Source organism: Sphingomonas tagetis, from assembly GCF_024211275.1.
Lineage (GTDB): Bacteria > Pseudomonadota > Alphaproteobacteria > Sphingomonadales > Sphingomonadaceae > Sphingomonas > Sphingomonas tagetis.
The window spans coordinates 147,982-173,110 of the sequence record NZ_JAMLDX010000007.1; the positions used below are offsets into that span (position 1 = coordinate 147,982).

General features: G+C 66.0%; 24 protein-coding genes and 1 tRNA gene. 7 read left to right on the forward strand and 18 right to left on the reverse strand.

Going from position 1 to position 25,129, the window contains the following annotated elements; genetic code table 11:
* Positions 1 to 36: 36 nt before the first annotated feature.
* From M9978_RS11070 to M9978_RS11080, 3 genes are all read right to left on the reverse strand, one after another.
* Positions 37 to 1,272, reverse strand: a complete 1,236-nt coding sequence (locus M9978_RS11070; protein WP_254293105.1) for a nitrate/nitrite transporter — start codon at positions 1,270 to 1,272, stop codon at positions 37 to 39.
* A 251-nt stretch (positions 1,273 to 1,523) separates the two neighbouring features.
* Entirely contained in the window at positions 1,524 to 2,732 is a 1,209-nt protein-coding gene (locus M9978_RS11075; RefSeq protein ID WP_254293106.1) for a CmpA/NrtA family ABC transporter substrate-binding protein, read from the reverse strand.
* Positions 2,732 to 3,310, reverse strand: coding sequence for an ANTAR domain-containing response regulator (locus M9978_RS11080; RefSeq protein ID WP_254293108.1), 579 nt, complete (start codon positions 3,308 to 3,310; stop codon positions 2,732 to 2,734). The genes M9978_RS11075 and M9978_RS11080 overlap by 1 nt, the downstream gene beginning before the upstream one ends.
* On the opposite strand from M9978_RS11080, the gene M9978_RS11085 reads away from it, so the two are divergent.
* Complete coding sequence (locus M9978_RS11085) at positions 3,294 to 3,668, forward strand: hypothetical protein (RefSeq protein ID WP_254293110.1); 375 nt, start codon at positions 3,294 to 3,296, stop codon at positions 3,666 to 3,668. The two genes, M9978_RS11080 and M9978_RS11085, sit on opposite strands and share 17 nt — an antisense overlap.
* Before the next feature lie 111 nt (positions 3,669 to 3,779).
* Here M9978_RS11085 and M9978_RS11090 read toward each other — a convergent pair whose 3' ends face one another.
* On the reverse strand, positions 3,780 to 4,292 hold the full coding sequence (locus M9978_RS11090; RefSeq protein WP_254293112.1) for a VOC family protein: 513 nt from the start codon (positions 4,290 to 4,292) through the stop codon (positions 3,780 to 3,782).
* Between M9978_RS11090 and M9978_RS11095 the strand changes: the two genes are divergently transcribed.
* The 4 genes from M9978_RS11095 to M9978_RS11110 all read left to right on the forward strand — a co-directional run bounded on the left by M9978_RS11095 (position 4,291) and on the right by M9978_RS11110 (position 8,400).
* Positions 4,291 to 4,431: a hypothetical protein gene (locus M9978_RS11095; protein ID WP_254293114.1), complete on the forward strand. Its 141-nt coding sequence runs from the start codon at positions 4,291 to 4,293 to the stop codon at positions 4,429 to 4,431. The two genes, M9978_RS11090 and M9978_RS11095, sit on opposite strands and share 2 nt — an antisense overlap.
* Before the next feature lie 102 nt (positions 4,432 to 4,533).
* Complete coding sequence (locus M9978_RS11100; RefSeq protein WP_254293116.1) at positions 4,534 to 4,830, forward strand: hypothetical protein; 297 nt, start codon at positions 4,534 to 4,536, stop codon at positions 4,828 to 4,830.
* 149 nt (positions 4,831 to 4,979) lie between these two features.
* Positions 4,980 to 7,154, forward strand: a complete 2,175-nt coding sequence (locus tag M9978_RS11105; protein ID WP_254293118.1) for a catalase — start codon at positions 4,980 to 4,982, stop codon at positions 7,152 to 7,154.
* 115 nt (positions 7,155 to 7,269) lie between these two features.
* On the forward strand, positions 7,270 to 8,400 hold the full coding sequence (locus M9978_RS11110) for an extracellular catalytic domain type 1 short-chain-length polyhydroxyalkanoate depolymerase (RefSeq protein ID WP_254293120.1): 1,131 nt from the start codon (positions 7,270 to 7,272) through the stop codon (positions 8,398 to 8,400).
* Positions 8,401 to 8,648: 248 nt separating this feature from the next.
* On the opposite strand, the gene M9978_RS23320 is transcribed toward M9978_RS11110, so the two are convergent.
* The 8 genes from M9978_RS23320 to M9978_RS11150 form a co-directional block, all read right to left on the reverse strand.
* Positions 8,649 to 9,917 (reverse strand): MFS transporter, encoded by a 1,269-nt coding sequence (locus M9978_RS23320; protein ID WP_254293122.1) that lies wholly within the window; start codon positions 9,915 to 9,917, stop codon positions 8,649 to 8,651.
* A complete protein-coding gene (locus M9978_RS11120) occupies positions 9,914 to 10,741 on the reverse strand; it encodes an SDR family NAD(P)-dependent oxidoreductase (protein ID WP_254293124.1) in 828 nt (275 codons plus the stop codon). Before M9978_RS11120 ends, M9978_RS23320 begins: the two co-directional genes overlap by 4 nt.
* 10 nt (positions 10,742 to 10,751) lie before the next feature.
* Positions 10,752 to 11,147: a MaoC/PaaZ C-terminal domain-containing protein gene (locus M9978_RS11125; RefSeq protein ID WP_254293126.1), complete on the reverse strand. Its 396-nt coding sequence runs from the start codon at positions 11,145 to 11,147 to the stop codon at positions 10,752 to 10,754.
* On the reverse strand, positions 11,140 to 11,598 hold the full coding sequence (locus M9978_RS11130; RefSeq protein WP_254293128.1) for a MaoC family dehydratase N-terminal domain-containing protein: 459 nt from the start codon (positions 11,596 to 11,598) through the stop codon (positions 11,140 to 11,142). The genes M9978_RS11125 and M9978_RS11130 overlap by 8 nt, the downstream gene beginning before the upstream one ends.
* Complete coding sequence (locus M9978_RS11135; RefSeq protein WP_254293130.1) at positions 11,598 to 12,782, reverse strand: lipid-transfer protein; 1,185 nt, start codon at positions 12,780 to 12,782, stop codon at positions 11,598 to 11,600. Before M9978_RS11135 ends, M9978_RS11130 begins: the two co-directional genes overlap by 1 nt.
* 25 nt (positions 12,783 to 12,807) lie before the next feature.
* On the reverse strand, positions 12,808 to 13,962 hold the full coding sequence (locus M9978_RS11140) for an acyl-CoA dehydrogenase family protein (RefSeq protein WP_254293133.1): 1,155 nt from the start codon (positions 13,960 to 13,962) through the stop codon (positions 12,808 to 12,810).
* Entirely contained in the window at positions 13,952 to 15,517 is a 1,566-nt protein-coding gene (locus M9978_RS11145; RefSeq protein ID WP_254293134.1) for an AMP-binding protein, read from the reverse strand. The genes M9978_RS11140 and M9978_RS11145 overlap by 11 nt, the downstream gene beginning before the upstream one ends.
* A gap of 117 nt (positions 15,518 to 15,634) precedes the next feature.
* A complete protein-coding gene (locus tag M9978_RS11150) occupies positions 15,635 to 15,814 on the reverse strand; it encodes a hypothetical protein (RefSeq protein ID WP_254293136.1) in 180 nt (59 codons plus the stop codon).
* Between M9978_RS11150 and M9978_RS11155 the strand changes: the two genes are divergently transcribed.
* Positions 15,725 to 16,456 (forward strand): TonB-dependent receptor domain-containing protein, encoded by a 732-nt coding sequence (locus M9978_RS11155; RefSeq protein ID WP_254293239.1) that lies wholly within the window; start codon positions 15,725 to 15,727, stop codon positions 16,454 to 16,456. The two genes, M9978_RS11150 and M9978_RS11155, sit on opposite strands and share 90 nt — an antisense overlap.
* A gap of 317 nt (positions 16,457 to 16,773) precedes the next feature.
* Here M9978_RS11155 and M9978_RS11160 read toward each other — a convergent pair.
* Positions 16,774 to 16,848, reverse strand: a tRNA-Thr gene (locus M9978_RS11160).
* Positions 16,849 to 16,949: 101 nt separating this feature from the next.
* On the opposite strand from M9978_RS11160, the gene M9978_RS23105 reads away from it, so the two are divergent.
* On the forward strand, positions 16,950 to 17,075 hold the full coding sequence (locus M9978_RS23105) for a hypothetical protein (RefSeq protein WP_302053933.1): 126 nt from the start codon (positions 16,950 to 16,952) through the stop codon (positions 17,073 to 17,075).
* Positions 17,076 to 17,081: 6 nt separating this feature from the next.
* Here M9978_RS23105 and M9978_RS11165 read toward each other — a convergent pair whose 3' ends face one another.
* The 5 genes from M9978_RS11165 to gltB all read right to left on the reverse strand — a co-directional run bounded on the left by M9978_RS11165 (position 17,082) and on the right by gltB (position 25,083).
* The gene (locus tag M9978_RS11165) at positions 17,082 to 17,453 is read right to left on the reverse strand and encodes a VOC family protein (protein ID WP_254293138.1); all 372 of its coding nucleotides are present in this window, start codon (positions 17,451 to 17,453) and stop codon (positions 17,082 to 17,084) included.
* 69 nt (positions 17,454 to 17,522) lie between these two features.
* On the reverse strand, positions 17,523 to 19,325 hold the full coding sequence (locus M9978_RS11170) for an aminopeptidase P family protein (RefSeq protein WP_254293140.1): 1,803 nt from the start codon (positions 19,323 to 19,325) through the stop codon (positions 17,523 to 17,525).
* A gap of 64 nt (positions 19,326 to 19,389) precedes the next feature.
* Complete coding sequence (locus tag M9978_RS11175) at positions 19,390 to 20,058, reverse strand: glutathione S-transferase family protein (RefSeq protein ID WP_254293142.1); 669 nt, start codon at positions 20,056 to 20,058, stop codon at positions 19,390 to 19,392.
* A 40-nt stretch (positions 20,059 to 20,098) separates the two neighbouring features.
* Positions 20,099 to 20,539, reverse strand: coding sequence for a hypothetical protein (locus M9978_RS11180; protein ID WP_254293144.1), 441 nt, complete (start codon positions 20,537 to 20,539; stop codon positions 20,099 to 20,101).
* 71 nt (positions 20,540 to 20,610) lie between these two features.
* Positions 20,611 to 25,083: a glutamate synthase large subunit gene (gene gltB, locus M9978_RS11185; protein WP_254293241.1), complete on the reverse strand. Its 4,473-nt coding sequence runs from the start codon at positions 25,081 to 25,083 to the stop codon at positions 20,611 to 20,613.
* Between the last annotated feature and the right edge of the window lie 46 nt (positions 25,084 to 25,129).

Below are 25,129 nucleotides of genomic sequence, written 5' to 3' on the forward strand. Positions count from 1 at the left end.
AGTTCGTCCAGTCCAGTTGAAGCGAGAAGTGCATGGTCAGATCCGCACGCCGTCGGCGGCGCCCCAGCTGGCGCGCCACTTGCCCTTGACCAACGTCAGCCCGGCCAGCGCCACCAGCGCGAGCCCTGCGAAGATCAGGAAGCCCGCCGAGAAGCTGCCGGTCCACTGTTTGGCGAGGCCGAGCGAGGAGGCGAGGTAGAAGCCGCCGACGCCGCCCGCCATGCCGACGAGGCCCGTCATCACGCCGATCTCGGCCGAGAAGCGCTGCGGCACGAGCTGGAACACCGAACCGTTGCCGGTGCCGAGCGCCAGCATCGCCAGCACGAACAGGAACAGCGCCCCGGCCACGCTCTCCGCCAAGCTGACGCCCACCAGCGCAAAGGCCGCGAGGATGAACACCGCGGTCAAAGCCTTGACCCCGCCGATCGAGTCGGCGAGCGCGCCGCCGAGCGGACGGATCAGCGAGCCAGCGAACACGCAGCCCGCGGTCGCATAGCCGGCTTGGATCGTGGTGAGGCCGAAACGGTCGGTGAAGTAGATCGGCAAGCTCGCAGCAAGGCCGACGAAACCGCCGAAAGTCACCGCGTAAAAGCCCATCAGCCACCAGGCGTCGGCTTGCTTCAACGGCTGGAAATAGTCGGTCAGCGACTTGGCCGGCGGGCGGCCCGGCGCGTCCTTCGCCAGCACGATATAGACCGCGAGCACTATCGTCAGCGGGATGCAGGCGAGGCCGAGCACCGAGTTCCAGCCGAACAGCTTGGCCAGCGCCGGCGCGAACAAGGCGGCGAGCACGGTGCCCGAATTGCCCATGCCGGCAAGGCCCATCGCCTTGCCCTGATGCTCGGGCGGATACCAGCGGCTGGCGAGCGGCAGCGCTATGGCGAAGCTTGCCCCGGCGAACCCAAGGATCACGCCGAGCGCCAGCGTCCCGGCGAAGCTGGTGACGCCGAAGCTCCACGCCACGAACAGGCCGATGATGACGATGACCTGGCTGATCGTGCCCGCATTCTTCGGCCCGATCCGATCGACCAGCAGGCCGTTGACCACGCGCAGCACCGCGCCGACCAGCGTCGGCACCGCGACCATCAGCCCCTTTTGCGCCGGGGTCAGCATCAGCGTCTTGGCGATCTCCGGCGCGAGCGGCCCGAGCAGCACCCACACCATGAAGGCGAGGTCGAAATACAGAAACGCCGCGATCAGCGTGGGCGTGTGCCCGCTCGACCAGAACCCCGATTTGGCGGGCGCCTGCGCACCCAGAAACGTCGTCGCCACTTTCCAGTCCCCTTCGGACAAGAAAAAAGCCGCCAGGACGGCGGCCTTGCTGGCGCGTCCTGACGGCTTCGTTGCCTGATGTCGGATCAAGGGGCGCATCCCCTTTCCCGTCGCGGACCCGGTTCCCCCCGTTGGAAACACTCGCCGCATTATCTCGTCCCGGCGCCTTGCCGAGTCACGCGAAATTGCCTGATCCCCCGCAAAATCGCAAGCGATTTCTTCGCACTTGCAACAAAACTAGCTGCGGCGCGTCACGGCAAATTCGCGAGATATCCGGCGATATCCTCGGGATCGAAGCTGCGATGATCGAAGAAACGGTCGGCGCCGAGCACCAGCCGGCCCTGCACCGAACCCGCCCCGGTCGGCTCGGCCAGCCCGCCCTCGAGCTTCGAGCTCGCCCCCGGCAGCGGCGCCCCCGTCCCCGCCAGCGCGGCGCGGTAGAGATCGGGCCGGAACACGTCCGATGCCGCGGTCGCCGCGTCGGCCGAGAAGGGCGTGCCGTCCCAGCGCGTCATCTGCGAATAGAGCCACGCCGCCTGGCTGCGCCACGGGAAGTTCGCCGCCTCGCGATACTGGAACATGAAGTCGGGATAATGGACCGGCTCGCCGCCCGGGGTCAGGCGGATGCGGTCGGTGATCGCGCGCAGGATCGCATCCTGCGACGCGCCGATATATTCGGGCCGCGCGAGGATCGCTGCGCTTTCCTCGACCGTCTCGGGCTGCACGAAATGCGCCGCCGCGGCATGCAGCGCGCGGATCAGCGCGAGCACCGCCTCGCGCCGCTCATCGGCAACCTCGGCGCGCATCGCCAGCACCTTCTCGACCCCGCGCCGCCAGATCTGCGCGGTGGCGAGCGCGATATGCCCCACGCCACGATCGACCGAGATCGAATTCCACGGCTCGCCGACGCAGATTCCATCGATCTCGCCCGCCGCCAGCGCGTCGGCGGCGAAGGGCGGACTGGTCACCGCGATCTCGACATCGGCGTCGGGCCGGATGCCGACCCCCGCCAGCCAGTAGCGCAGCATGTAATTGTGGCTCGAATAGCGATGCACCACGCCGAAGCGCAGCGGCTTTCCCGCCGTCAGGCGATCGCGCGCAACCTGCCTGAGCGCTGCACCGACCGCCAGCGGATCGCCTAGCGAATCGCCGAGACCCACGGCATCGGCCAGCGCGGTCGAGAATGTGATCGCGTTACCGTTCAGTCCCAGCACGAACGGCACCGCGAGCGGCACCGCCGGACGGTCGCGGCCCAGCGCCGTCGCGATGGCAAGCGGTGCGACCATGTGTGCCGCGTCGGTATGGCCATAGAGCAGCCGGTCGCGCACCGTCGCCCAGGTCAGGTCGCGCACCAGCTCGAGACTCAGCCCCTCGCGCGCGGCAAAGCCCAGCTCGTGCGCCAGGATCGGCAGTGCGGCATCGACCAGCGGCAGGAACCCGATGCGCATCGTCTCGCTCATCACAGGTCCCCCATCAAAGCTTCGCTGGTGACGATCGCCTCGGCGATCTCGACGATGCGGCGGTTGGTGCGCATCGCTTGCCCGCGCAGCAGCGCATAGGCTTCGGGCTCGCCGATGTTACGGCGCTTCATCAGGATCGACTTGGCCTTGTCGATCGTCGCGCGTTCGGCCAGCGCATTCTTGGCCTCGTCCAGTTCGCGCTGGAGCCGCGAAAACGCCTGGAAGCGTCGAATGGCAAGGTCGATGACCGGCTTGATGCGCTGCTTCGACAGCCCGTCGACGACATAGGCCGACACGCCGGCATCGATCGCCGCGCCGGTCGCCTCGGCATCGCTCTGGTCGACGAACATCGCAATCGGCCGCGCCATCGCACGCGACATGGCGAAGAAATCCTCGAGCAGATCACGGCTGGGGTTTTCGAGGTTGATCAGCACCACCTCGGGCCGCGCCGCCTCGATCTGCGCGGCGAGCGGCCCTTTGGGATCGATCAGGACGAGATCGTCGAGCCCCGCCTCACGCAGCCCATCGCTGATGATCGCGGCACGCGTGCTGCTGGTATCGATGATCGCGATCCGCATGACCGCCCCCGTAACGGGTTTTGCTGCACCGCACCAGACCGGCATGGCTTGCGCGGCCGAGAAGAAAAAATGGTGCGCGCGGCAGCGAAGCGAGATTGTTGCCGACTTCTCGTCGGCCGGCTTGCCCTCGGCGACCAGCGCCTCGGCGCGGACGAGGTTGTTCTGCGCGATCAGTTCGGCGGTGAGAAGCTGGCAGCATCCCGCCCTCGGTCGCACGGGTGCGCTGGCGCTCGGTGCCGATGATCTCGGCTGCCGTCGGGAAAGTCATCAGATTACTGATATCGGTGGATTTGCGACTGTCCTTGAACCGGCCGTTGAGGCGCACCTTGCCGCCGAGCAGCGGCTGGCGAGTGACTGACCGTCACGCCTTCGGACTGGCCATATTCCTTGGCTCGCAGCAGCGATCCTTCTTGCGCGTACCGGTAGCCGTGCACGCGTGGCAATCCCTCATGCTGCTATTACGATGAACTTAGGCAGAGGCCGCGACAGGCTCGGCTTCGTAATTATGCACGAAATCATCGGGCAGCTTAGGCCCCCAGCTCGCCAAACTATCTGCGAGGTCGTAGTTGGTCGACTTCCACAGCGCATAATCGTCGATGAAATCGAGGTCCGCATAATATTCGAACCACGATCCCCATGGGTCCTGGATATAGTGGAAGAAGTTCGACCCGATCGTGTGCCGCCCACAGCCCCAGTCGCCCCGCGCCGCCTTGTCCGCCAAGGCTCGGCCGCCGCGGCCGACCTCGTCGGGATCAGAAACCTGGAAGCTTGCATGATGGAACCCCACACCCGCCGACTTGGCAAAGGCGACGACGTGATGGTCGCTGTCCTTGCGCGCGCAGCAAAACGCGATGACGTCCTGCGCGTGATCGGCAAGGCCCATGCCCAACGCTTCGGTCATAAACGCCACGCTGGCCATCACGTCCGGCGTGAACAGCAGGACATGCCCCAGCCGTAGCGGGCAAGCGGGCGGATATTGCATGCGGCAGAATCGCCGACCGGCGGGTCCGCACGATGCGGCCGGGCGCGTTGATCGCGAATTCGGTACCGGCTTCGACCGCCGCATCGGCGGCATGCTCGACGAGATGGAAGAGTCCGCCATGCGGGTCTTCGACCCATAAGCCCGTCGCCTCGAACCCCTCACTCGGAGCGATCACGCGCCCCGCGCTGATGGCGACCTGCTCAGCAATGCCCGCCAGATCGTCCGCGCGCAACGTGACATGATGGAGCCGCCTGCGCTTGAGGCCGCCGAGCAAGATGATCGAGGGGCGCTGCTGATCCGGGCAACGGCAATGGGCAACGGAATCGGCGACCTCACAGACCAGGACGGCATCGCCGTAGAATTGCACGCCCGGTTCGACGTCCGGCACTTCCAGCGTTACCGACAACAAGCCCAATACCGCCATCTGCGCCATTTCGAGCAGCACTTGCGCGCCCAGCAGGCCGCCGCCCTCGCGATAGGCTCGGCTGGACGCGTCGATGATATAGGGCGGATTGGCCAGCGCCACAATTCGTGCTGATCCAGATCAGTCGAGGCGATCCGGCTGCAACTTCACCGCACGTTGCCGGTTGAGCGCTGCACAGATCACAGACCTGACTTGTCCTGCGGCGGCGCGAGCCCCGCATCGCCTCGTCCAATTCATTCAATCGACACGACGAGGATCCCCAAATGGCCAAATCTCCGAAGACGTCCGCGCCCAAGTCCGGCGAAAGCCCCGCCAAGGCGCCGAAGCTTCCGCCTGCCGCCGCACTGTCCACGACCTACGCCGAGACTCAGAGGGACGGCGGCGAGACGCATCAGGTCGCAGGTGGCGACGTCGCCACGCTGACCACCGCCAACGGCCATCCGGTCGCCGACGACCAGAATTCGCTGCGCCAGGGCGCACGCGGTCCCGCGCTGATCGAGGACACGCATTACCGCGAGAAAATGTTCCACTTCGACCATGAGCGTATCCCCGAGCGCGTGGTCCATGCCCGCGGCTATGGCGCGCATGGCTTTTTCGAACTGACCGACTCGCTTGCCGACGTCAGTCGCGCCGATGTCTTCCAGCGCGTCGGCGAGCGGACGCCGGCGTTCGTGCGCTTCTCGACGGTCGCGGGTTCGAAGGGTTCGTTTGACCTCGCGCGCGACGTGCGCGGCTTCGCGGTCAAGATGTACACCCAGGAAGGCAATTGGGACCTGGTCGGCAACAACATCCCGGTCTTCTTCATCCAGGACCCAATCAAATTCCCCGACCTCGTCCATTCGGTGAAGCCCGAGCCCGACCGCGAGTTCCCCCAAGCGGCATCGGCGCACGACAATTTCTGGGACTTCATCAGCCTCACGCCCGAGAGCTTCCACATGATCATGTGGACCATGTCCGACCGCGCGATCCCGCGCTCGTTCCGGACGATGGAGGGCTTCGGCGTTCACACCTTCCGGCTGGTCGATGCCAAGGGCAAGTCGACCTTCGTCAAGTTCCACTGGAAGCCCAAGGCGGGCCTCCAGTCGGTTTGCTGGAACGAAGCGGTCAAGATCAACGGCGCCGATCCCGACTTCCACCGCCGCGATCTGTGGGATGCGATCAATTCGGGCGATTTCCCGGAGTGGCAGCTCGGCGTGCAGCTGTTCGACGAGGCATTCGCCGACAAGTTCGACTTCGACGTGCTCGACGCGACCAAGCTGATCCCCGAGGAAATCCTGCCCGTCCGTATCGTCGGGCGGCTGGTGCTCGACCGCGTGGTCGACAATTTCTTCGCCGAGACCGAGCAGGTCGCGTTCATGACGCAAAACGTGCCGCCGGGCATCGACTTCAGCAACGATCCGCTGCTTCAGGGCCGCAACTTCTCGTACCTCGACACCCAGCTCAAGCGGCTGGGCGGCCCGAACTTCACCCATATCCCGATCAATGCGCCCAAATGCCCGATGGCGCATTTCCAGCAGGACGGGCACATGGCGATGCGCAACCCCAAGGGCCGCGTCAACTATGAGCCCAACAGCTGGGGCCCGTTCGATGGCGGCCCGCGCGAGGATCCGGCGCGCGGTTTCACCAGCGTGGCGACGGTCGAGCAGGAGCCCAAGATCCGCGCCCGGCCGGAGAGCTTCGCCGACCATTACAGCCAGGCGCGGCTGTTCTTCACCAGCCAGACGCCGATCGAGCAGAAGCATATCGGCGACGCGCTGGTGTTCGAATTGAGCAAGGTCGAACGACCGGACATCCGCGCGCGGACGGTGTCGCATTTGCGTAACATCGACGAGACGCTGGCGGCCACGGTTGCGGACGGCTTGGGACTCGACCTCCCCAAGCCGGCCGAGGCAGCCCGGCCCACGATGATGGACATGCCGGTTTCCGACGCCCTCAGCATCGTCAAGAACGGGCCGGACAGCTTCAAGGGCCGCAAGCTCGGCATCCTGCTGAGCGACGGCGCCGATGCGGCGATCTTCAATGCGCTGGTCGCGGCGGTCGAGAAGGCCGGCGCAGTCTATGAGGTGGTTGCGCCCAAGATCGCCGGCGCCACCTTGTCCGACGGGACGAAGGTTGCGGCGAAGCACAAGATCGATGGCGGTCCGTCGGTGCTGTTCGATGCCGTCGCGGTGCTGGTCTCCGATGCCGGTGCCGCGCTGCTCGCGGGCGATGCGGCAGCGAAGGACTTCGCCACCGATGCCTTCGCGCATTGCAAGTTCATCGGGATCAGCCGCGAGGCGCAGTTGCTGTTCGAAAAGGCCGGGATCGCCGACGATCTCGACGAGGCCTGCCTGCCGCTCGCCAGCGCCAGGGATGCGAGCGCCTTTCTCACGGCGTGTGCAAAGCTGCGCCACTGGCCTCGCGAACTGGCCGTCGATCTCGACGCCAAGGCGAACTGAGCGAAACCGTCGCCACCCCGTAAATTAAATGCTGCATTGCAGCAACGATCGGGGATGGCGGGCGTTCTGTTCATGTCCGGCCACTTCGGCTCCCCCGGTCGAAGGAGTTCACGATATGAGATCGCTCTCGAACATGATCGGCCGCCTCGCCGCGCTGCGCAGCCAGTTGCCCGGGCAGGATGCGGCAGCCACGGCGGGTCGCTTGAGCGAACTGCTGGATTTCGGATCGAACCCAGGCGCGCTCGGCGCCTGGTGCTATGTCCCTGAAACCATGCGGAGCGGCGCCCCTTTGGTCGTCGTGCTCCACGGCTGCACGCAGAGCGCCGCGGCCTATGATCGCGGCGCGGGCTGGTCGCAGCTCGCAGACCAATATGGCTTCGCCTTGCTCTTTCCCGAGCAGCGCCGGGCCAACAACATGAACCTCTGCTTCAACTGGTACGAGCCGGCCGATGGCCAGCGCGGCGCGGGCGAGCCCTTGTCGATCGTCCAGATGATCGCCGCGATGGTCGATCGCCATGACGTCGATCCTGCGCGGGTTTATATCAACGGCCTTTCAGCGGGCGGCGCGATGACCTCCATCATGCTTGCCACCTATCCCGAGACTTTCGCTGGCGGCGCCATCATCGCGGGCCTCCCCTTCGGCACCGCCAATGGCGTGCCGCAGGCCTTCGACCGCATGCGCGGACATGGCGGTCCCGAGGATGCAGCGCTCGGGGCGCTGGTTTGCGCAGCCTCGTCCCACCCCGGTCCATGGCCGAGCATCTCGATATGGCATGGCGGCGCCGATCCCATCGTCGATTCATCCAACGCAGATGCAGTCTTGGCCCAGTGGCGGTCCGTCCATGGCGTTCCCGCCAGTCCCAATCGCAGCGATCGAGTCGATGGGCATCCCCATCGGGTCTGGCTGGATGCTGCGGGAAATGCGGTCATCGAGGACTATCGGATCGGCGGGATGGCCCATGGAACACCGCTCTCCACGCGCGGCGAGGACGCTTGCGGCACCCCTGGCCCTCACATGCTGGAGGCCGCCATCTCGTCGACGCGGCACATCGCGAATTTCTGGGGATTATTGGAGGGCGGCGCACAGCTTCCGGCGGCTGAAAGGCAGGCTGGAACCAAAGTGACCCGGTCCGAGCGTGTCCAACCCGTCGCGATCGACGATCACAAGCCCGTGTCGGCCCATGCCAGGGGCGGTGCAGGCAGGATCATCGAGGATGCTTTACGAGCCGCCGGCCTCATGCGCTGATTTCCGTTGGCTCTAATTTGGAGCGCGCAACCCGTTGGAGGGCGTAACGAACGGCAGCCTTCCGGAACGGGTTCGAACCGCTGAAGGGCGACAATTGGGGCGCGAAGCGGCGGTGAAAACGTCGAGGTCGGGACCGGTTCGATTTCGGCCATCACATGTGGATGGCTTTGGTCGAAATGCCGGCGCGAGCTTCACAGCATACCGCAAAAATTCAGCGGCTTCCTCATGAAGCGCAGCAGATCTGCGCGTCAGCGCACGCTCCTGATGAGAAAGATTAGGACACCTGCCGCAAGCGCGCTGAGCGCGCCAGCCCCGAACAGCGCGTAATAGCCGATATTCGCGATCACGGCGGCGGCGAACATCGGCGTGAGTATTTGCGGCAGGCCCGCGGCTGCCGACAAAAGCGCCATGTCGCGTCCTTCATTGTCCGGGTCCGGCAGCACCAGCGACATGAGCGCGAGGTCGATCGCCATATAGGCGCCGAAGAAGAAGCCCACGCTGGTCTGCATGAACAGCATCGCCGGCCAAGACGGGCTGAACATCGGGATGGCGAAGGCGACCGCGATCCCGATCGAGCTGATCCCGACGAACAATTTGGGCTTCTGCCATCGATCGACCAGCCAGCCGGAAATTGCAGTGCTGACCAGGCATGCGACCATCTGGATCGTGATCATCAGGCTGACGGAAAATTTGATGTCCCCGGACGGCAGGTTCTTCGTCCCGACATAGTCCTGGAGGATGTAATAGGTGTAGGCGGTAACGCTGAAGATCGAGAAGAACATCAGCATGCGCGCGATCATCGCGATCGTGAAATCAAAGCTGCGAAAGCCGTCGAAAAAGCCGATGAATCGCACGAGCAGGGGCGGCTGCGGCGTATCGGCCACGGCCACCGGGGCGTGGGCCGGCGGCTCGGGCGCCAGGAACAACAAGGCGGCGGTCGTGAGAACCAGCAACAGGCCAAGACTGGCCAGCGCAAGGGGCCGCTCGACAAGCGCGCCAAGCTGGACGCTCACGATCACGCCGATCGGCACTCCAAGCGCAATCATCGATGATGTGACTCCGCGATGCTCGAGCGGAATGCGGTCGGGCAGGATCGCGGTCAGCGCGCCCTGATAATAGTTCACGACGAACCACAGCGCCGCCATCCCCAGGGTCAGTGCCATCAGCGTCGAGACGCTGCCGAGCGCAACCGTCAGGATTGCGGCGACGATCGCCGAGAAAGCGAGCGACGGCGCGCGCCGTCCCCATCGTCCAACGGTCCGGTCCGACACGGCACCACCCGCGAGAAGTCCGAAGACCGACGTCACGGCGCAGATGCCCATGATCATCCCGAGATTGGCGATCTTGTTGGCGGAATCGATCTCCTCGACCTGTCCCGGCAGAAGCACCTGCTGGATGCCGTTGAATACTGCGAACATCGCGGTCGCGGCGGGGAACATCAGGAACAGCAACCGCCGCCGGACGCGGGTTTCGGCGACCGCGGCGCTGCCCGCATCCAGCGCGATCGAAGCGGTCACAGGCTAATGCCGCCGCCGACAAGAAGAACCTGACCGCTTATATAGTCGCTCTCGGGGATGCAGAGCAGATAGACGCCACCGGCCGCCTCCTCTGCCGTGCCGGCGCGGCCGAGCGGGACCATCGTCTTGAGCGCGCCCAGCACGCCGGAGGGAACACCGGCCTGGATCTCCCGGCCCTCGATTTCAATGCGGGTTTCGGGGTCGTCATTGGCCTTGGTCAGGCGCGTCTCGATGAAGCCGAACGCGACGCAGTTCACGCAAACCTTCAACCGGCCCCATTCCTTGGACAGGGTCTTGGTCATGCCGACCAATGCCGCCTTGGCCGAAGAATAATTGACCTGTCCGGCATTGCCGTTGGTGCCCGCCATCGACGAGATGTTGACCACCTTGCGGATCACCTCGCGGCCCTCCGCGGCCTCCTGCTTGCTCATCATCCGCCACGGTTCGGCGGCGGCGCGCAGGATACGGAACGGCGCGGTGACATGGACGTCGAGCATAGCCTGAAACTGCTCGTCGGTCTGTTTCTGGATCACACCATCGCGGGTGTAGCCGGCATTGTTGACGATGATGTGCAGCCCGCCAAAGGTGTCCAGCGCGGTCTGCACGAAGCGCTCCCCGAAATCCTCGGCGGTGACGTTTCCAACGCAGGCGACGGCCTTGCCGCCCGCCGCCTCGATCGCGGCGACGACTTCGTTTGCGGGTTCGGGATCGAGATCGTTGACGACGACGCTTGCGCCTTCCGATGCCAGCTTGAGCGCCAGTGAGCGGCCGATCCCGCGTCCCGACCCGGAAATGATCGCGACCTTGCCTTCGAGTTTACGCATCATGTTTCCTTCAATCGATCGCGACGACGGCTTCGCCGTCGAGCGTCTGGATGTCATGGTCGGTCCACGCCCCGATCTTCAGGCGCGCGCGGCGTTCACCGTCGGCTGCGAAAATCTCCGTCACCTCACCGCGGCAATGGACCGTGGCGTGAAGCGGCGTGATGGCAGTGAAACGGACGTTCCAGCTGCGGAGGCATTCCGCTGGTGCCCAATGGCGCAGCGCCTGGGCGAGCCAGGCCATCGAGAGCATGCCGTGGCCGAACACGTCGTCCATGCCGGCCGCCCTGGCGAAATCGCTGTCGATATGGAGCGGCACGTGATCGTGGCTGGCACCGGCGAAGAGCGCGAGCGTCGCGCGCGTGATCGGGCCGCGGACGAGCTCGGCGAGGTGCTGCCCTTCAACCATTGCGCACCACCGTCACCTGACGCGCTTCGGCGCACAGCACGCCCGCGTCATTCTCGAAGCGCGTGTCCTGCACGACGAACTCCAGCGCACCACCCCTCTTGGCGTAGATATCACTGGTGGTCGTGGTGATCGTGAGGCGGTCGCCGGCATAGATCGGGCGGTGATAGGTGAAACCCTGCTCGCCATGCAGCACCTTGCCCATGTCGATGCCCAGGCCGTTCACCTTGTCGAACGCGTCACCGCGCTTTGCAGGCGCGCTCATCTGCAGCGAGAAGAGGTAGGTGGGCGGCATCGGGATGGCGGGGTGCCCGGCGGCACGTGCCGCGTCCGCGTCGAAATAGACCGGATCGGTCTCGCCGGTCGCCTTGGCGAAGAACTTGAGGAAGCCCTTCTCCACATCGACGATGCGCGGTTCGGAGACGGTGCCGACATGCTTGTCGCGGTCGAGCATCACGCGGCCTTGCCGTAGAGGGTGACGACGCACGCGCCGCCCAGGCCGACATTGTGCTGGAGCGCAAAGCGGATGTTCTCGACCTGCCGCCTGTCCGCATTGCCGCGCAGCTGCTGGGTCAGTTCATAGCATTGCGCGAGGCCGGTCGCGCCGAGCGGATGGCCTTTCGAGAGGAGCCCGCCCGACGGGTTGGTGACGTGCTTGCCGCCGTAAGTGTTTTGCCCGTCGCGGATGTAACGCTCGGCGGTGCCCTCGGGCGTGAGGCCGAGCGCTTCGTAGGAGATCAGCTCGTTGGGGGTGAAGCAGTCGTGCAGCTCGACCGCCTGGATGTCGTCCGGACCGACGCCCGCCGCCTCGTAAACCTGCCGCGCCGCCCCCTTCGCCATGTCATAGCCGACCACGCGCATCATCCCGCCATCTTCGAACGTGCCGGGCATGTCGGTGGTCAGCGCCTGCGCGACGATCTCGACCGAGGCGTCGAGACCATGCTTCGCCGCGAACCCCGGCGAGACCAGCACCGCCGCCGCGGCGCCGCAGGTCGGCGGACATGCCTGAAAGCGCGTGATCGGGCCGTAGAGATGCTTGGAGGCCATCACTTCCTCGAGCGTGATCGGCTCGCGGAACAGCGCCATCGGGTTGTTCGCCGCATGGCGACGGGCCTTGACGCTGATCATGCCAAACGCCTCGTCGCTCGTGCCGTAGCGCGCCTGGTGATCGAGTCCGCCGCCGCCGAATTGCTGCGCGGCGAAGGGCGCGTGCGGATCATATTGCTGCAGCTCGTCCTGCCGCTTGAGCGCCATGTCGAGCGTGCGCTTGCGGTCGTCGAACACCATGCCGAGCGCGCCCGGCAGCATCTGCTCGAACCCGACCGCGAGCACGCAATCGGCCACGCCAGCCTCGACCATCTGGCGCGCGAGATACAACGCGGTCGATCCCGTCGAGCAGTTATTGTTGACGTTGACGACCGGGATGCCGGTGATGCCGACGCGGTAGAGCGCCGACTGCCCCGCGGTCGAATCCGCATAGACATAGCCGGCATAGGCCTGCTGGAGCTGATCGTAGCTCACCCCGGCATCGGCGAGCGCGAGGCGGACCGCCTTTTCGGCCATGACGTCCCAATCCTCGGATTGGCCGGGCTTGGTGAAGGGGATCATGCCGACCCCGGCAACGCGTACCTTGCTCATTCAAACACTCCCTCGAACCCGCGCGTCACAGCGCGCGGGCAATGATCAGCTTCATGATCTCGTTGGCGCCGCCATAGACACGGCTGACGCGGGCATCGGCGAACATCCGCGCGATCGGATATTCGGCCATGTAACCATAGCCGCCGAACAGCTGCTGGCAGGCGTCGATCACCTTGCACTGGGTCTCGGTGCACCACAGCTTGGCCTTGGCGGCGGTCACGGCGTCGAGTTCCCCGGCAAGCAGCTTCACCATCAGGCTGTCGACAAAGGCGCGGCCGACGCTCGCCTGGGTCGCGCAATCGGCGAGGACGAACTGGGTGTTCTGGAAGTCGAACAGCGGCTTGCCGAACGCCTTGCGCTCGCGGACATAGCCGGTGGTCAGCGCCACCGCCTGCTCCATATTGACCACCGCGTCGAGCGCGATGATCGTGCGTTCCCAGGCGAGCTGATGCATCAGCTGCGCGAACCCGCCGCCTTCGCTGCCGAGCAGATTGCCGGCGGGCACGAAGACATCCTCGAAGAACAGTTCGGACGTGTCCTGGCCGTGCATGCCGAGCTTTTCGAGATTGCGGCCACGCCGGAAGCCCTCGGCGCCATCGGTCTCCACCACCAGCAGCGACACGCCCTTGCCGCCCGCATCCGCACCGGTGCGCGCAACGACCACGATCAGGCCGGCGCTCTGGCCGTTGGAGATGAAGGTCTTGGCGCCGCTCAGCAGCCAGCCGCCCTGTGCCGCCGTGGCGCGCGTGCGGACGTTCTGCAGATCCGATCCGGCGCCCGGCTCGGTCATCGCGATCGCGCCGATAAGCTCGCCGCGCGCCATGGCAGGCAACCAGCGCTGCTTCTGCTCCTCGGTGCCGTAAGCCAAAATATAGTGCGCAACGATCGCCGAATGGATCGCGTTACCCGTGCCGAAGCTGCCGCCGAGCCCTGCGCGGGACAGCTCCTGATGGATCGCCGCTTCGTGCGCGAGAGTGCCGCCGCCGCCGCCATATTCGCTGGGGATGCTGGCGCACAGGATGCCGACCGCGCCCGCCTGCGCCCAGGACTCGCGGTCGACCTGCCCGTCCCGCTCCCATTGCTCGCGCCGGGGCGCGAGCTCGCCATTGATGAAGCGCGCCGCATGCTCCTGCAGCATCGCCAGTTCGTCATCGATCCAGGGCGAGCGCTCAGCCGACATTGCGGGTTTGCCCCTGCCAATGCGGCGCGCGCAATTCGGCCTTGAGGATCTTGCCAGCGGCTGACAGCGGCAGACTCGCCGTGCGGAATTCGATCGAACGCGGACATTTGTATCCGGCGATCCGTTCGCGGCAATGCGCGACGAGTGCCGCCTCGCTGACCTCGGCGCCGGTGCGGGCAAGAATCACCGCATGCACCCGCTCGCCCCAGCGCGCATCGGGAACGCCGATGACCGCGACCTGCGCGACCGCCGGATGGAGCGCGAGCGCGCCCTCAACCTCGGCCGAATAGATGTTCTCGCCGCCCGACACGATCATGTCCTTGATGCGATCGACGACGTAGAGGATGCCGTGATCGTCGAGCCGGCCGCCGTCACCGGTATGCATCCAGCCGCCGCGCAGCGTCTGCGCGGTAAGCTCGGGCTGGTTCCAATAGCCGAGCATCACCCCGGCGCCGCGCACAAGGATCTCGCCGACCTCACCCGCCGGCAGCGGATTGCCCGCTTCGTCCGCGATCACGATCTGCGCGATCGGCATCGGCTTGCCGGCACCGCGGTGCCGTCCGGCTTCGCGGTGCTCGCCGCGGTGATAGTCGGCGCCGAGCAGGGTGGCCGTGCACGACACCTCGGTCATGCCATAGGCCTGGACGAAATCGATATGCGGCGCGGCCGCCATGATGCGGTCGAGCGTCGCCTCCTGCATCGGCGATGCGCCATACATGATGGTGCGGACCTCGGTGAGCCTGGCCGGATCGAACCCGGGCGCATCGAGGATCATCTGGATCATCGTCGGCACCAGCAGCGCGTCGGTGACGCCTTCCTCGGCGATCAGATCGAGCGTGCCCGCCGGATCGAACGCCTTGCCGATCACAGCCGTGCTCCCGCCGAGCATCGTCATCGTCAGCACGGCGGCGGCGGCGAGGTGGAACAGCGGCGGCACGACCAGCGCGCGGCATCCATCGGGAAACAGCCCGAACTCGCGCATCGCCCGGGTATTGGCGAGGAAGCCGGCATGGCTGAGCATCACGCCCTTCGAGCGCCCGGTGGTGCCGCCGGTGTAGAAGATCGCTAGGAGATCGTCGCCGTTGCGCCCGGCGTCGTCCACCGCATCGGCGGCGAGCAATTGCGCAAGCGGCGTCCATCCCAGGCGGTCGCCACCCAGTGAAACCCGCGTGATCCGGTCGCCATATTCGTCGAGCATGGCGGCGTTTGGCGCCACCAGATCATCGCTGACGAACAGCACGCCGGGCGTGCAATCATCGAGCGCGAAGGCATTCTCCGCCGGGTTCCAGCGAGAATTGAGCGGGACCAGCACCGCGCCCGCCCAGGGCACAGCGAGGTAGAGCGCGAGATAGTCGCTGCTATTGGCCGAGAGGACCGCCACGCGATCGCCGGGCGTGACGCCAAGCGCCTGCAAGCCGCCGGCGATCCGCGCGGCGCGATCGAGCGTCTCTGCCCATGGCGCTGTCCGCCCTTCAAAGACCCAAGCCGGCGCATCGAGGCGCGGCTGCGCCGCCGCCCTGATTGCGCTGACATAGCCTGGCGGCACATCGGCCATCATCTCGCATCCTCTCTTTGCTACCGATAACATTCGGCTATCGCGTCAGTCATAGGTCTTGGTATCATCAGCGCAAGCTATATTGATATCGATATCATTTGAATATCGGGACTCGGGCTACCCCATCGTCGGGATGATGAACGCGCTGTCTCGGCCTATCACACCGGGTTCCGCGATTTTCAGGCCAGTGCCGTCGATTTCGCGACCCTGACGATCCGGGTGGCGAATGCCGGCAAGCTGGTGACCAAGGGCTTCGACGCCCAGCTCTCGGCACAGTTGGCCAAGGGCCTGGCTCACCGGCGGCCTCGCCTATACCGATGCCCGCTTCACCAGCTTCAAAAACGACCAATGCTATCCCGGCCAGATCAGCTGCGCCGGCGAGGTTTGGACTCGTCGGGCAACCGCCTGCCCAATGCGCCCGAATGGAAGGGCGTCGGCGACATCCGTTACGAATGGGCCTTCACGGATGGTCTGAACGGCAATGTCCAGCTCGGCTTCTCCTCGCAGTCTTCGATCGAATATTTTTCGAACGCGGATCCGAACGGGCGTCAGAAGGGCTTCACCACCTTCGACATCCAGGTCGGCCTCGCCGGTCGTGAGAGCTGGCAACTCAGCCTGTTCTGCCGCAATTGCGGCGATCAGCGCTATGTCGGCGCGGTCGGTAATTACCCGCTGATCACCACCGACTATCTGCAGAATTACAGCTATGGCGCTTTCCGCAATATCGGCGCGTCACTGGATTCAAATTCTAGGCGGATTGCAGGGGGAGACCGGAGCGGTTTCCCCCCGCTTTCTCATGCCAGCACGGGAGCATGCCTTTGTCACGAAGCTTGGCGCTCAGTTCCTGAGCATCGAACCCCGCAGACGTCTGCCTCCCGATCTATGACCCGAGCCGATCCTGTCGTTAGGCGGAGAGAATGCGAGCAGGTTGTCCTGTAGCAAACGGCAGATCGGGGTACAGAACATCTAGCGCCAAACCGCCGATTTTGCGGGGCTGAGCGGTCATCCTGTGAAATGTATGGGCTGAGGCGCTCGCCCCTCGGGCAATCCCTCGCTGGCCAAAAAGCGCCAAAATCCAGACTCAGGACATGTTGCAGGCCCGCAAAGACGGCGCGGCGTTTGACGCTGAGAACGACGCCGATTTCAGCGTCTCGGTCCTGAGCTAAAGGTTGGTCGCGCCGCAAAGCCGGCGGAACTGCGCGGTTCTTGCGCTCACCCCGCGCGACGGTCTCTAAAGACCGGTCGCGGGAAGTGTGTGGTGCTGCCGGTGAGGATTGAACTCACGACCTCAGCCTTACCAAGGATGCGCTCTACCACTGAGCTACGGCAGCACTCGTCGCGGGCGGCGTGTCCGGCCCCGCGCGGGAGCGGCCCTTTTGCGCAGGGGTGCCCCATTGTCAAGGCGAAGGCGGCGGGTTTATCGGACAACGCCATGAACGAAGCCGAGAAAAAGGCCCGCCTCGCCGCCGCGCTCCGCGAAAACCTGCGCAAGCGCAAGGCGCAGGCGCGCGAACTCGAGCAGGCGCCCCTGCCGCCATTGCCGCGGGAACCCGGCTGATCGGCCTCAGCCGCCCATGATGAAGGCGTTCAGCTTGTTACCGTCGGGATCGCGGAAATAGGCGGCGTAGAAGCCTTCACTACGCGGCCCCGGCGGACCCTCGCAGCTTCCACCGTTGGCCAGCGCTACTTCATAGATGCGCTGCACCTGAGCCTCATCCTTTGCCTCCAGCGCGACCATCGTGCCGTTGCCGACGCTCGCCCCATTGCCATCGAATGGCCGGGTGAGGCCGATCCCGGCACCACCGCCCGGCGTGCCCCAGGCAATCGTGCCATCCCACTCCATCATCCGCGCCGTTCCCATTTCCGCGGCGATCGCATCGTAAAAGCGCGCCGCACGCGCAAGATCGCTGGTGCCCAGCGTGACATAGCCGATCATCCGTATCCTCCCGATTCGCGACTGGAACATATAATGAACAATCGCACCGGGCAACCGTGAGCCAGACTGCTATCGTGCCGTGATCGGCCGGCACTTCGCCTCAAGCCACACGCGCTCCTCACGCGACAGCTGTGGCCCCAGCACCTCCAGCACCCGCGAATGATACGCATCGAGCCAGCGGCGCTCATCCTCGGTAAGCAGGCCAGGTTCGATCAACGCACGCTCGATCGGGCAGAAGGTCAGCGTCTCGAACCCCAGCATCGGCGATTCGGCGCCGGGGATGTCCTTTGCCACGACCAGCACCAGATTCTCGATGCGAATGCCGAACTCGCCGGCCTTGTAGTAACCCGGCTCGTTCGAGAGGAACATGCCCGCGCGCAGCGGCTCGGCCGGCCCGCCGCCCGGATAATTGGGCGCAGCGATGCGCTGCGGCCCTTCATGCACCGACAGATAGGCGCCGACGCCATGGCCGGTGCCATGGCCATAGTCGCACCCTACCTCCCACAAGGGCCGCCGCGCGAACGAGTCGATCTGCCCGCCCGTCGTCCCCGCCGGGAACAGTGCCGTCGCGATCGCGATATGGCCCTTGAGCACCCGCGTGAAGCGGTCGCGCATCTCCTGAGTCGGGTCGCCGACCGCGATCACGCGCGTCACATCGGTGGTGCCGTCGGCATATTGTCCGCCCGAATCGACCAGATAGAGCTGGCCAGTCTCGATCGGCAGGCTCGATTCCGCCGTCACCTTGTAATGCGGAATCGCGCCGTGCGGCCCGGTCGCGGAGATGGTGTCGAAGCTCAAATCCTTGAGCACGCCGGTTTCCTCGCGGAACGCCTGCAAGCGGTCGGCGGCGGAAATCTCGGTCACGCCGCCCTTGGGCATCTCTGCCTCTGCCCATTTGAGGAACCGCGCCAGCGCTGCGCCGTCGCGCGCCTGCGCCGCCCTGTGCCCGGCGATCTCGGTCTCGTTCTTGATCGCCTTGGCCAACACCACCGGATCGCGCACGCTCAGTATCTTCGCGCCGCCCGCATCGAGCGCGTCGAAGATCGCCGCGACTGCGCGCTCGGGGTCGACGGCGACGCGCCTGCCCGCCAGCGCGCCCAGCGCCGGGGCGAACGCGGCGCGGTCATGCACGCGTACCGCATTGCCGAGATGCTGCGCGACATCCTCGCCGACCTTGTCCTTCGCCACGAACAGGTCGGCGGTGCCGTCGGCATGGACGATGGCATAGGCCAGAGCGACCGGGGTATGGCTGACGTCCTGCCCGCGCACGTTGAACGCCCAGGCGATCGAATCGAGCGCTGAGAGCACCACGGCATCGGCTTTCCGCTCGGCCAGCCAGTCGGCGATGTCGGCTCGCTTGGCGGCGCTGGTCTTGCCCGCCGCATCGTCGGTCTGCACCGCCAGCTTCGCGTCGGACGGCTGCGGCCGATCGCCCCACACCGCGTCGATCGGGTTGGCGTTCACCGCCACCAGCTCGGCCCCGCGCTCGGCCAGCGCCTTGCGCGCTTCATCGACCCAGCCGCGCGTGTGCAGCCACGGATCATAGCCGATCCGCCCGCCCTGCGGCGCATGCTCGCCCAGCCAGGCCGCGATGCTCACCTGCGGCACCGGGACATATTGCCAATGCGCGCCATCGACCTGCTGGCGCACTTGGAGCGTGTAGCGCCCATCGGTGAAGATCGCCGCCGCCTCGGGCAGCACCACCGCGCTGCCTGCGCTGCCCTGAAACCCGGTGAGCCAGCTCAGCCGCTGCGCATAATCGCCGACATATTCGCTCATATGTTCGTCGGTCAGCGGCACGACAAAACCGTCGAGCCGGTCGCGTTTCAGCTGCTCGCGAAGGGCGGACAGGCGGTCGGCATAGGTGGACATGAGCGATTCCCGAAGACGTTACAGACGCGACATATGGCGCGCGCTGGCCGCTCCGCCAACCGTTCTACAGATCCAGCTTCTCATATTCGGCGGGCGGGTTGATCCCCTCCATCCGCTCGGCGAGCAGCGGGCGGAAGCTTGGGCGGCTCTTCATGCCGACATACCAGCGCTTGGCCTGTTCGTGGCTCTTCCAGTCGATCCCGCCGAGATAGTCGGCAACGCTGATCTGCGCCGCGGCGGCGAGATCGGCGAGGCTCATTGTCGCGCCGCCCAGCCAGGTGCGGTGGTCGAGCAGGAAGTCGATATAGTCGAGATGCGCGACCGCGGCCTTCATCGCCTCGCGCAGCGCGCCCGAATCCGGCGTGGCACGGTGGACGATGCGCTTGATCATGCGCTCGTTGAGCAGCGGCCCGGTAATCTCGCGAAAGAACTGCACGTCGAACCAGCTGACCAGCCGGCGGATCTCGGCACGGTCGGCGGCGGTGCCGTTGAGCAAAGCCGCCTTGCTCACCGTCTCCTCGAAAAATTCGCAGATCGCGACGGAGTCGATCAGCACGACGCCACGGTCGTCGGCCATCACCGGGGTCTGCCCGGCGGGGTTCATGTCGAGAAATTCGTCGCGCCGCGCCCACGGCGATTCGCGCACCGGCTCATAGCCGACGCCCTTCTCACCCAGGACGAGCCGAACCTTGCGCGAGAAGGGGCACAGGGGAAATTGATAGAGCTGCCACATGCCCCCGCTTTAGGCGGCGGCAATGGCAAGCGGCAAGGCGTCAGTCGTCGTAATCGTCGCGATCATCGCGGCGCGGCGAATCGAGGTCGCCCAAACCCGCGAGCGGCGCCAGCGCCGCTTCGAGCCGCGCGGTCGTCTCTGCAATCGCGCCTGCCGCCGAGACCATGTCGCCGGCGACCAGACCCGCCGTACCCACGGCGCGGCGCGTGTCACGGCGCAGGCGGCGTTCGAAACCGGGGTCTTCGCGGCGCTTGACGTCGCGCAGCGTGTCACCGCGCCGCACGCGGCCATCGCTATACGGCGCGAAGCTGCCGACGCGCGTGTCGAGCACGATCCCGGCAAGCGCCGAGACGGCAGCGGTGATCCCGTCCTGCACCGCAGGATCGTTCAGCTTGTCGGCGATCTGCGCTTCGCGCTCCTGTGCGAACGCCGGGGTGGCGAGGCACGAGGCGGCGGCAAGGACGAAAAAGACGGTACGCACGGCGAAATCTCCCGAGTCGCGGGCAATTGCGATCGGTTAGACCTTAGCCGATGAGCGGGCGCTGAACGAGCCTATTCGGCCGCGACCAGCTCGACGCTGTCGTCGAGCGGATGCGCGAGGCGTTCGAGCATCTCCTTGGGCACCACCTGCCAGAAATGGCCGCGGATACGCTCCCAGTCCTCGATCAGTTCGCCCGACCATTTGCTGTCGGTCGTGGCGTGGTGATCGGCGACGAGGTTCTTGAGCACCGCCTCCCAATGCGCCGACGACAGCCGCTGCCAGACGATGCTCTCGGGGTTGGCGTTCGTCTCGAACACGCGATCCTCGTCATAGACAAAGGCCATGCCGCCGGTCATGCCCGCGCCGAAATTCTGGCCGGTCTTGCCCAGCACCACCGCCACGCCGCCGGTCATATATTCGCAGCCATTGGCGCCGCAGCCCTCGACCACGACCTGCGCACCCGAGTTGCGCACGGCGAAGCGCTCGCCCGCCTGCCCGGCGGCGAACAGCCGGCCGCTGGTCGCACCATAGAGCACAGTGTTGCCGATGATCGTGTTGGCGCGGCTCTCCAGCGGCGAGCTCACCAGCGGGCGGACGACGATGGTGCCGCCCGACAGGCCCTTGCCGACATAGTCGTTGGCGTCGCCGAACACTTCGAGCGTCACGCCCTTGCACAGGAACGCGCCAAGCGACTGGCCCGCCGAACCGCGCAGGCGGATCTGGACATGGCCGTCGGCGAGCTTCGACATGCCGAAGGTGCGCGTGATCTCGCTCGACAGCCGCGTGCCCACCGCGCGGTGCGTGTTGCGCACATTATACGCGAGCTGCATCTTCTCGCCGCGTTCGAACACCGCCTTTGCATCGGCGATGATCTGCGCGTCGAGGCTGTCAGGCACCGCGTTGCGCCAGGTCGGCAGGCTGAAGCGCCGCTGGCTCTCGTCGGCATCGACCTTGGCGAGGATCGGGTTGAGATCGAGGTCGTCGAGATGCTCGGCGCCGCGGCTGACCTGGCGCAGCAATTCGGTGCGGCCGATGACGTCGTCGAGGCTCTTCGCCCCGAGCTTCGCCAAAATCTCGCGCACTTCCTCGGCGATGAAGGTCATCAGGTTGATGACCTTCTCCGGCGAGCCGGTAAACTTCTGACGCAGCCGCTCGTCCTGCGTGCACACGCCGACCGGACAGGTGTTCGAATGGCACTGGCGCACCATGATGCAGCCCATCGCCACCAGCGAAAGCGTGCCGATGCCGTACTCCTCGGCGCCGAGGATCGCGGCGATGACGATGTCGCGTCCGGTCTTGAGCCCGCCGTCGGTGCGCAGCTTCACGCGCCCGCGCAGGCCGTTGAGCGTGAGCGTCTGGTTGACCTCGCTCAGCCCCATTTCCCACGGCGTACCGGCATATTTAACCGAAGTCTGCGGTGACGCGCCGGTGCCGCCGACATGGCCGGCGACGAGGATCACATCGGCATGCGCCTTGGCGACGCCCGCCGCGACCGTGCCGATCCCGGCCGAGCTGACCAGCTTGACGCAGACGCGCGCTCGCGGATTGATCTGCTTGAGGTCGTAGATGAGCTGCGCCAGATCCTCGATCGAATAGATGTCGTGATGCGGCGGCGGCGAGATCAGCGTCACGCCCGGCGTCGCGTGGCGCAGCCTGGCGATGAATTCGGTGACCTTGAAGCCGGGCAGCTGCCCGCCTTCGCCGGGCTTGGCGCCCTGTGCGACCTTGATCTCGACCTCGTCGCAGGCCCCCAAATATTCGGCGGTCACGCCGAAGCGGCCCGACGCGATCTGCTTGATCGTCGAATTGGCGTTGTCGCCATTGTCATAGGGCTTGTAGCGGACCGAATCCTCGCCGCCCTCGCCCGACACCGCCTTGGCGCCGATGCGGTTCATCGCGATCGCCAGCGTCTCGTGCGCTTCCGGCGACAGCGCGCCGAGCGACATGCCCGGCGTCACGAAGCGTTTGCGGATCTCGGTGATCGCCTCGACCTGATCGATGTTCACGCCCTCATTGGGGAAGTTAAACTCGAGCAAATCGCGCAGATAGACCGGCGGCAGATCGCGCACGCCGCGCGAGAATTGCAGATAGGTCGAATAGCTGTCGGTCCCCACTGCGGTCTGCAGCAAGTGCATCAGCTGCGCCGAATAGGCATGCGTCTCGCCGCCATGACGCTGGCGGTAGAAGCCGCCGATCGGCAGCGTCGCGACCGCCTTGTCGAACGCCGCTTCGTGCTTCATCGCCGCGTTCAGATGCAGCGAGGCATAGCCCTCGCCCGAGATCTTCGCCGGCATGCCCGGGAAGAAGTCGTTGACCAGTGCGCGGCTGAGCCCGACCGCCTCGAAATTATAGCCGCCGCGGTAAGACGAGATCACGGCGATCCCCATCTTGGAGATGATCTTGAGCAGCCCCTCGTCGATCGCCTTGCGGTGGTTCTTGAGGCACTGCGCGAGGCTGAGGTCGCCGAACAGCCCACGCGCATGGCGGTCGGTGACCGCAGCTTCGGCGAGATAGGCGTTCACCGTGGTCGCGCCGACGCCGATCAGCACCGCATAATAATGGGTGTCGAGGCACTCGGCGGTGCGGACGTTGACGCTGGCATAGCTGCGCAGCCCCTTGCGCACGAGATGCGTGTGCACCGCCGCGGTCGCCAGCACGCCGGCGATGGCGACTCGCTCGGGCGAAACGTGCTCGTCGGTCAGGAACAGCTCGGTCGCGCCGGCGCGCACGGCCTGCTCCGCCTGGAAACGGATGTCGGCAATCGCCGCGCGCAGCGTCTCCGGCCCGCCGCCGGCGGGGAAAGTGCAGTCGATCTCGGCCGCGGCATCGGCGAAATGCGCCTTGAGCCGCGCCCAGTCATTGTTGGTCAGCACCGGGCTTTCGAGCACCAGCACCTTGTTCGCGGTCTCGCCGATATCGAGGATGTTGGCGAGGTTGCCGAACCGCGTCTTGAGCGACATCACGTGCCGCTCGCGCAAGGAATCGATCGGCGGATTGGTGACCTGGCTGAAATTCTGGCGGAAGAACTGGCTGATCAGCCGCGGCTTGTCGCTGATCACCGCGAGCGGCGTGTCGTCGCCCATCGAGCCGACAGCTTCCTTGCCGTCCATCGCCATAGGCGAGAGAATCAGCTCCATGTCCTCGAGCGTCTGCCCGGCCGCGACCTGGCGGCGCGTCAGCTCGGCGCGGTCGAAGGTCGGGCCGGCCCCGTCGACCGGCGGCAGGCCCTCGATGTCGATGAACTCGCCGATCATCCCGGCATAGTCATATTCGCCCGCGATCCGGTCCTTGACCGCGCGGTCCTCGTAGAAGACGCCGCTGTCGAGATCGACCGCGATCATCTGGCCCGGCCCGAGCCGCCCCTTCGCCACCACGGTCGATTCGGAGATCTGGACCATGCCGGTTTCGGAGCCGACCACCAGCAGGCCGTCCGCCGTCCGGGTGTAGCGCAACGGACGCAGCGCGTTGCGGTCGACACCGGCCACCGCCCAGCGGCCGTCGGTCATCGCCAGCGCGGCGGGGCCGTCCCACGGCTCCATGACCGAGGCGAGATACTTGTACATGTCGAGATGCTTTTGCGGCATCCCGTCGACCAGCTGCCACGCCTCGGGCACCAGCATCAGCTTGGCGGTCGGCGCGTCGCGGCCCGAGCGGCAGATCGCCTCGAACACTGCATCGAGCGCGGCGGTATCGCTCGCGCCTGCCGGGATCACCGGCTTGATGTCCTCCGAATGCTCGCCGAACGCGAGGCTCGCCATCTTGATCTCGTGGCTGAGCATCCAGTTCTTGTTGCCGCGGATCGTATTGATCTCGCCATTATGCGCGAGGCAGCGGAACGGCTGCGCCAGCCACCATTGCGGGAAGGTGTTGGTCGAATAGCGCTGGTGGAAGATCGCGACGCGGCTGACGAAGCGCTCGTCCTTGAGGTCGGGATAGAATTCCGAGAGCGATTCCGCGAGGAACAGCCCCTTGTAGATGATCGAGCGGCAGCTTAGCGAGCAGATGTAGAAGCCGCTGATCTGCGCCGCGATGATGCGCTTCTCGATCCGGCGGCGGACGAGATAGAGGTTCTTCTCGAACTCGGCGGCGGACTGTTCGTCGGGCAACGGCCCGGCGATCATGATCTGCTCGATCTCGGGGCGCGTCGCCTGCGCCTTCATGCCGATCACCGACACATCGACCGGGACCTGCCGCCAGCCATAGATGGTGTAGCCGGCCTCGATGATCGCGCTCTCGACGATCGTGCGGCATTCCTCCTGCGCGCCCAGATCGACGCGCGGCATGAAGATCATGCCGACCGCGAGCCGGTTGGGCAGCACGCGATGGCCCGAGGCGAGCACGGCGTCGTCGAAGAAGCGCAGCGGCAGATCGACATGGATGCCGGCGCCGTCGCCGGTCTTGCCATCGGCATCGACCGCGCCGCGGTGCCACACCGCCTTCAGCGCATCGATCGCGCTCTGCACCACGCGGCGCGAAGGCTGGCCGTCGATCGCCGCGACCATTCCGACGCCGCACGCGTCGCCCTCGAACTCGGGGCGATACATGCCCTCACGGGCAAGGCGTTCCCGTTCCGACTCGCGTGCGATCGCA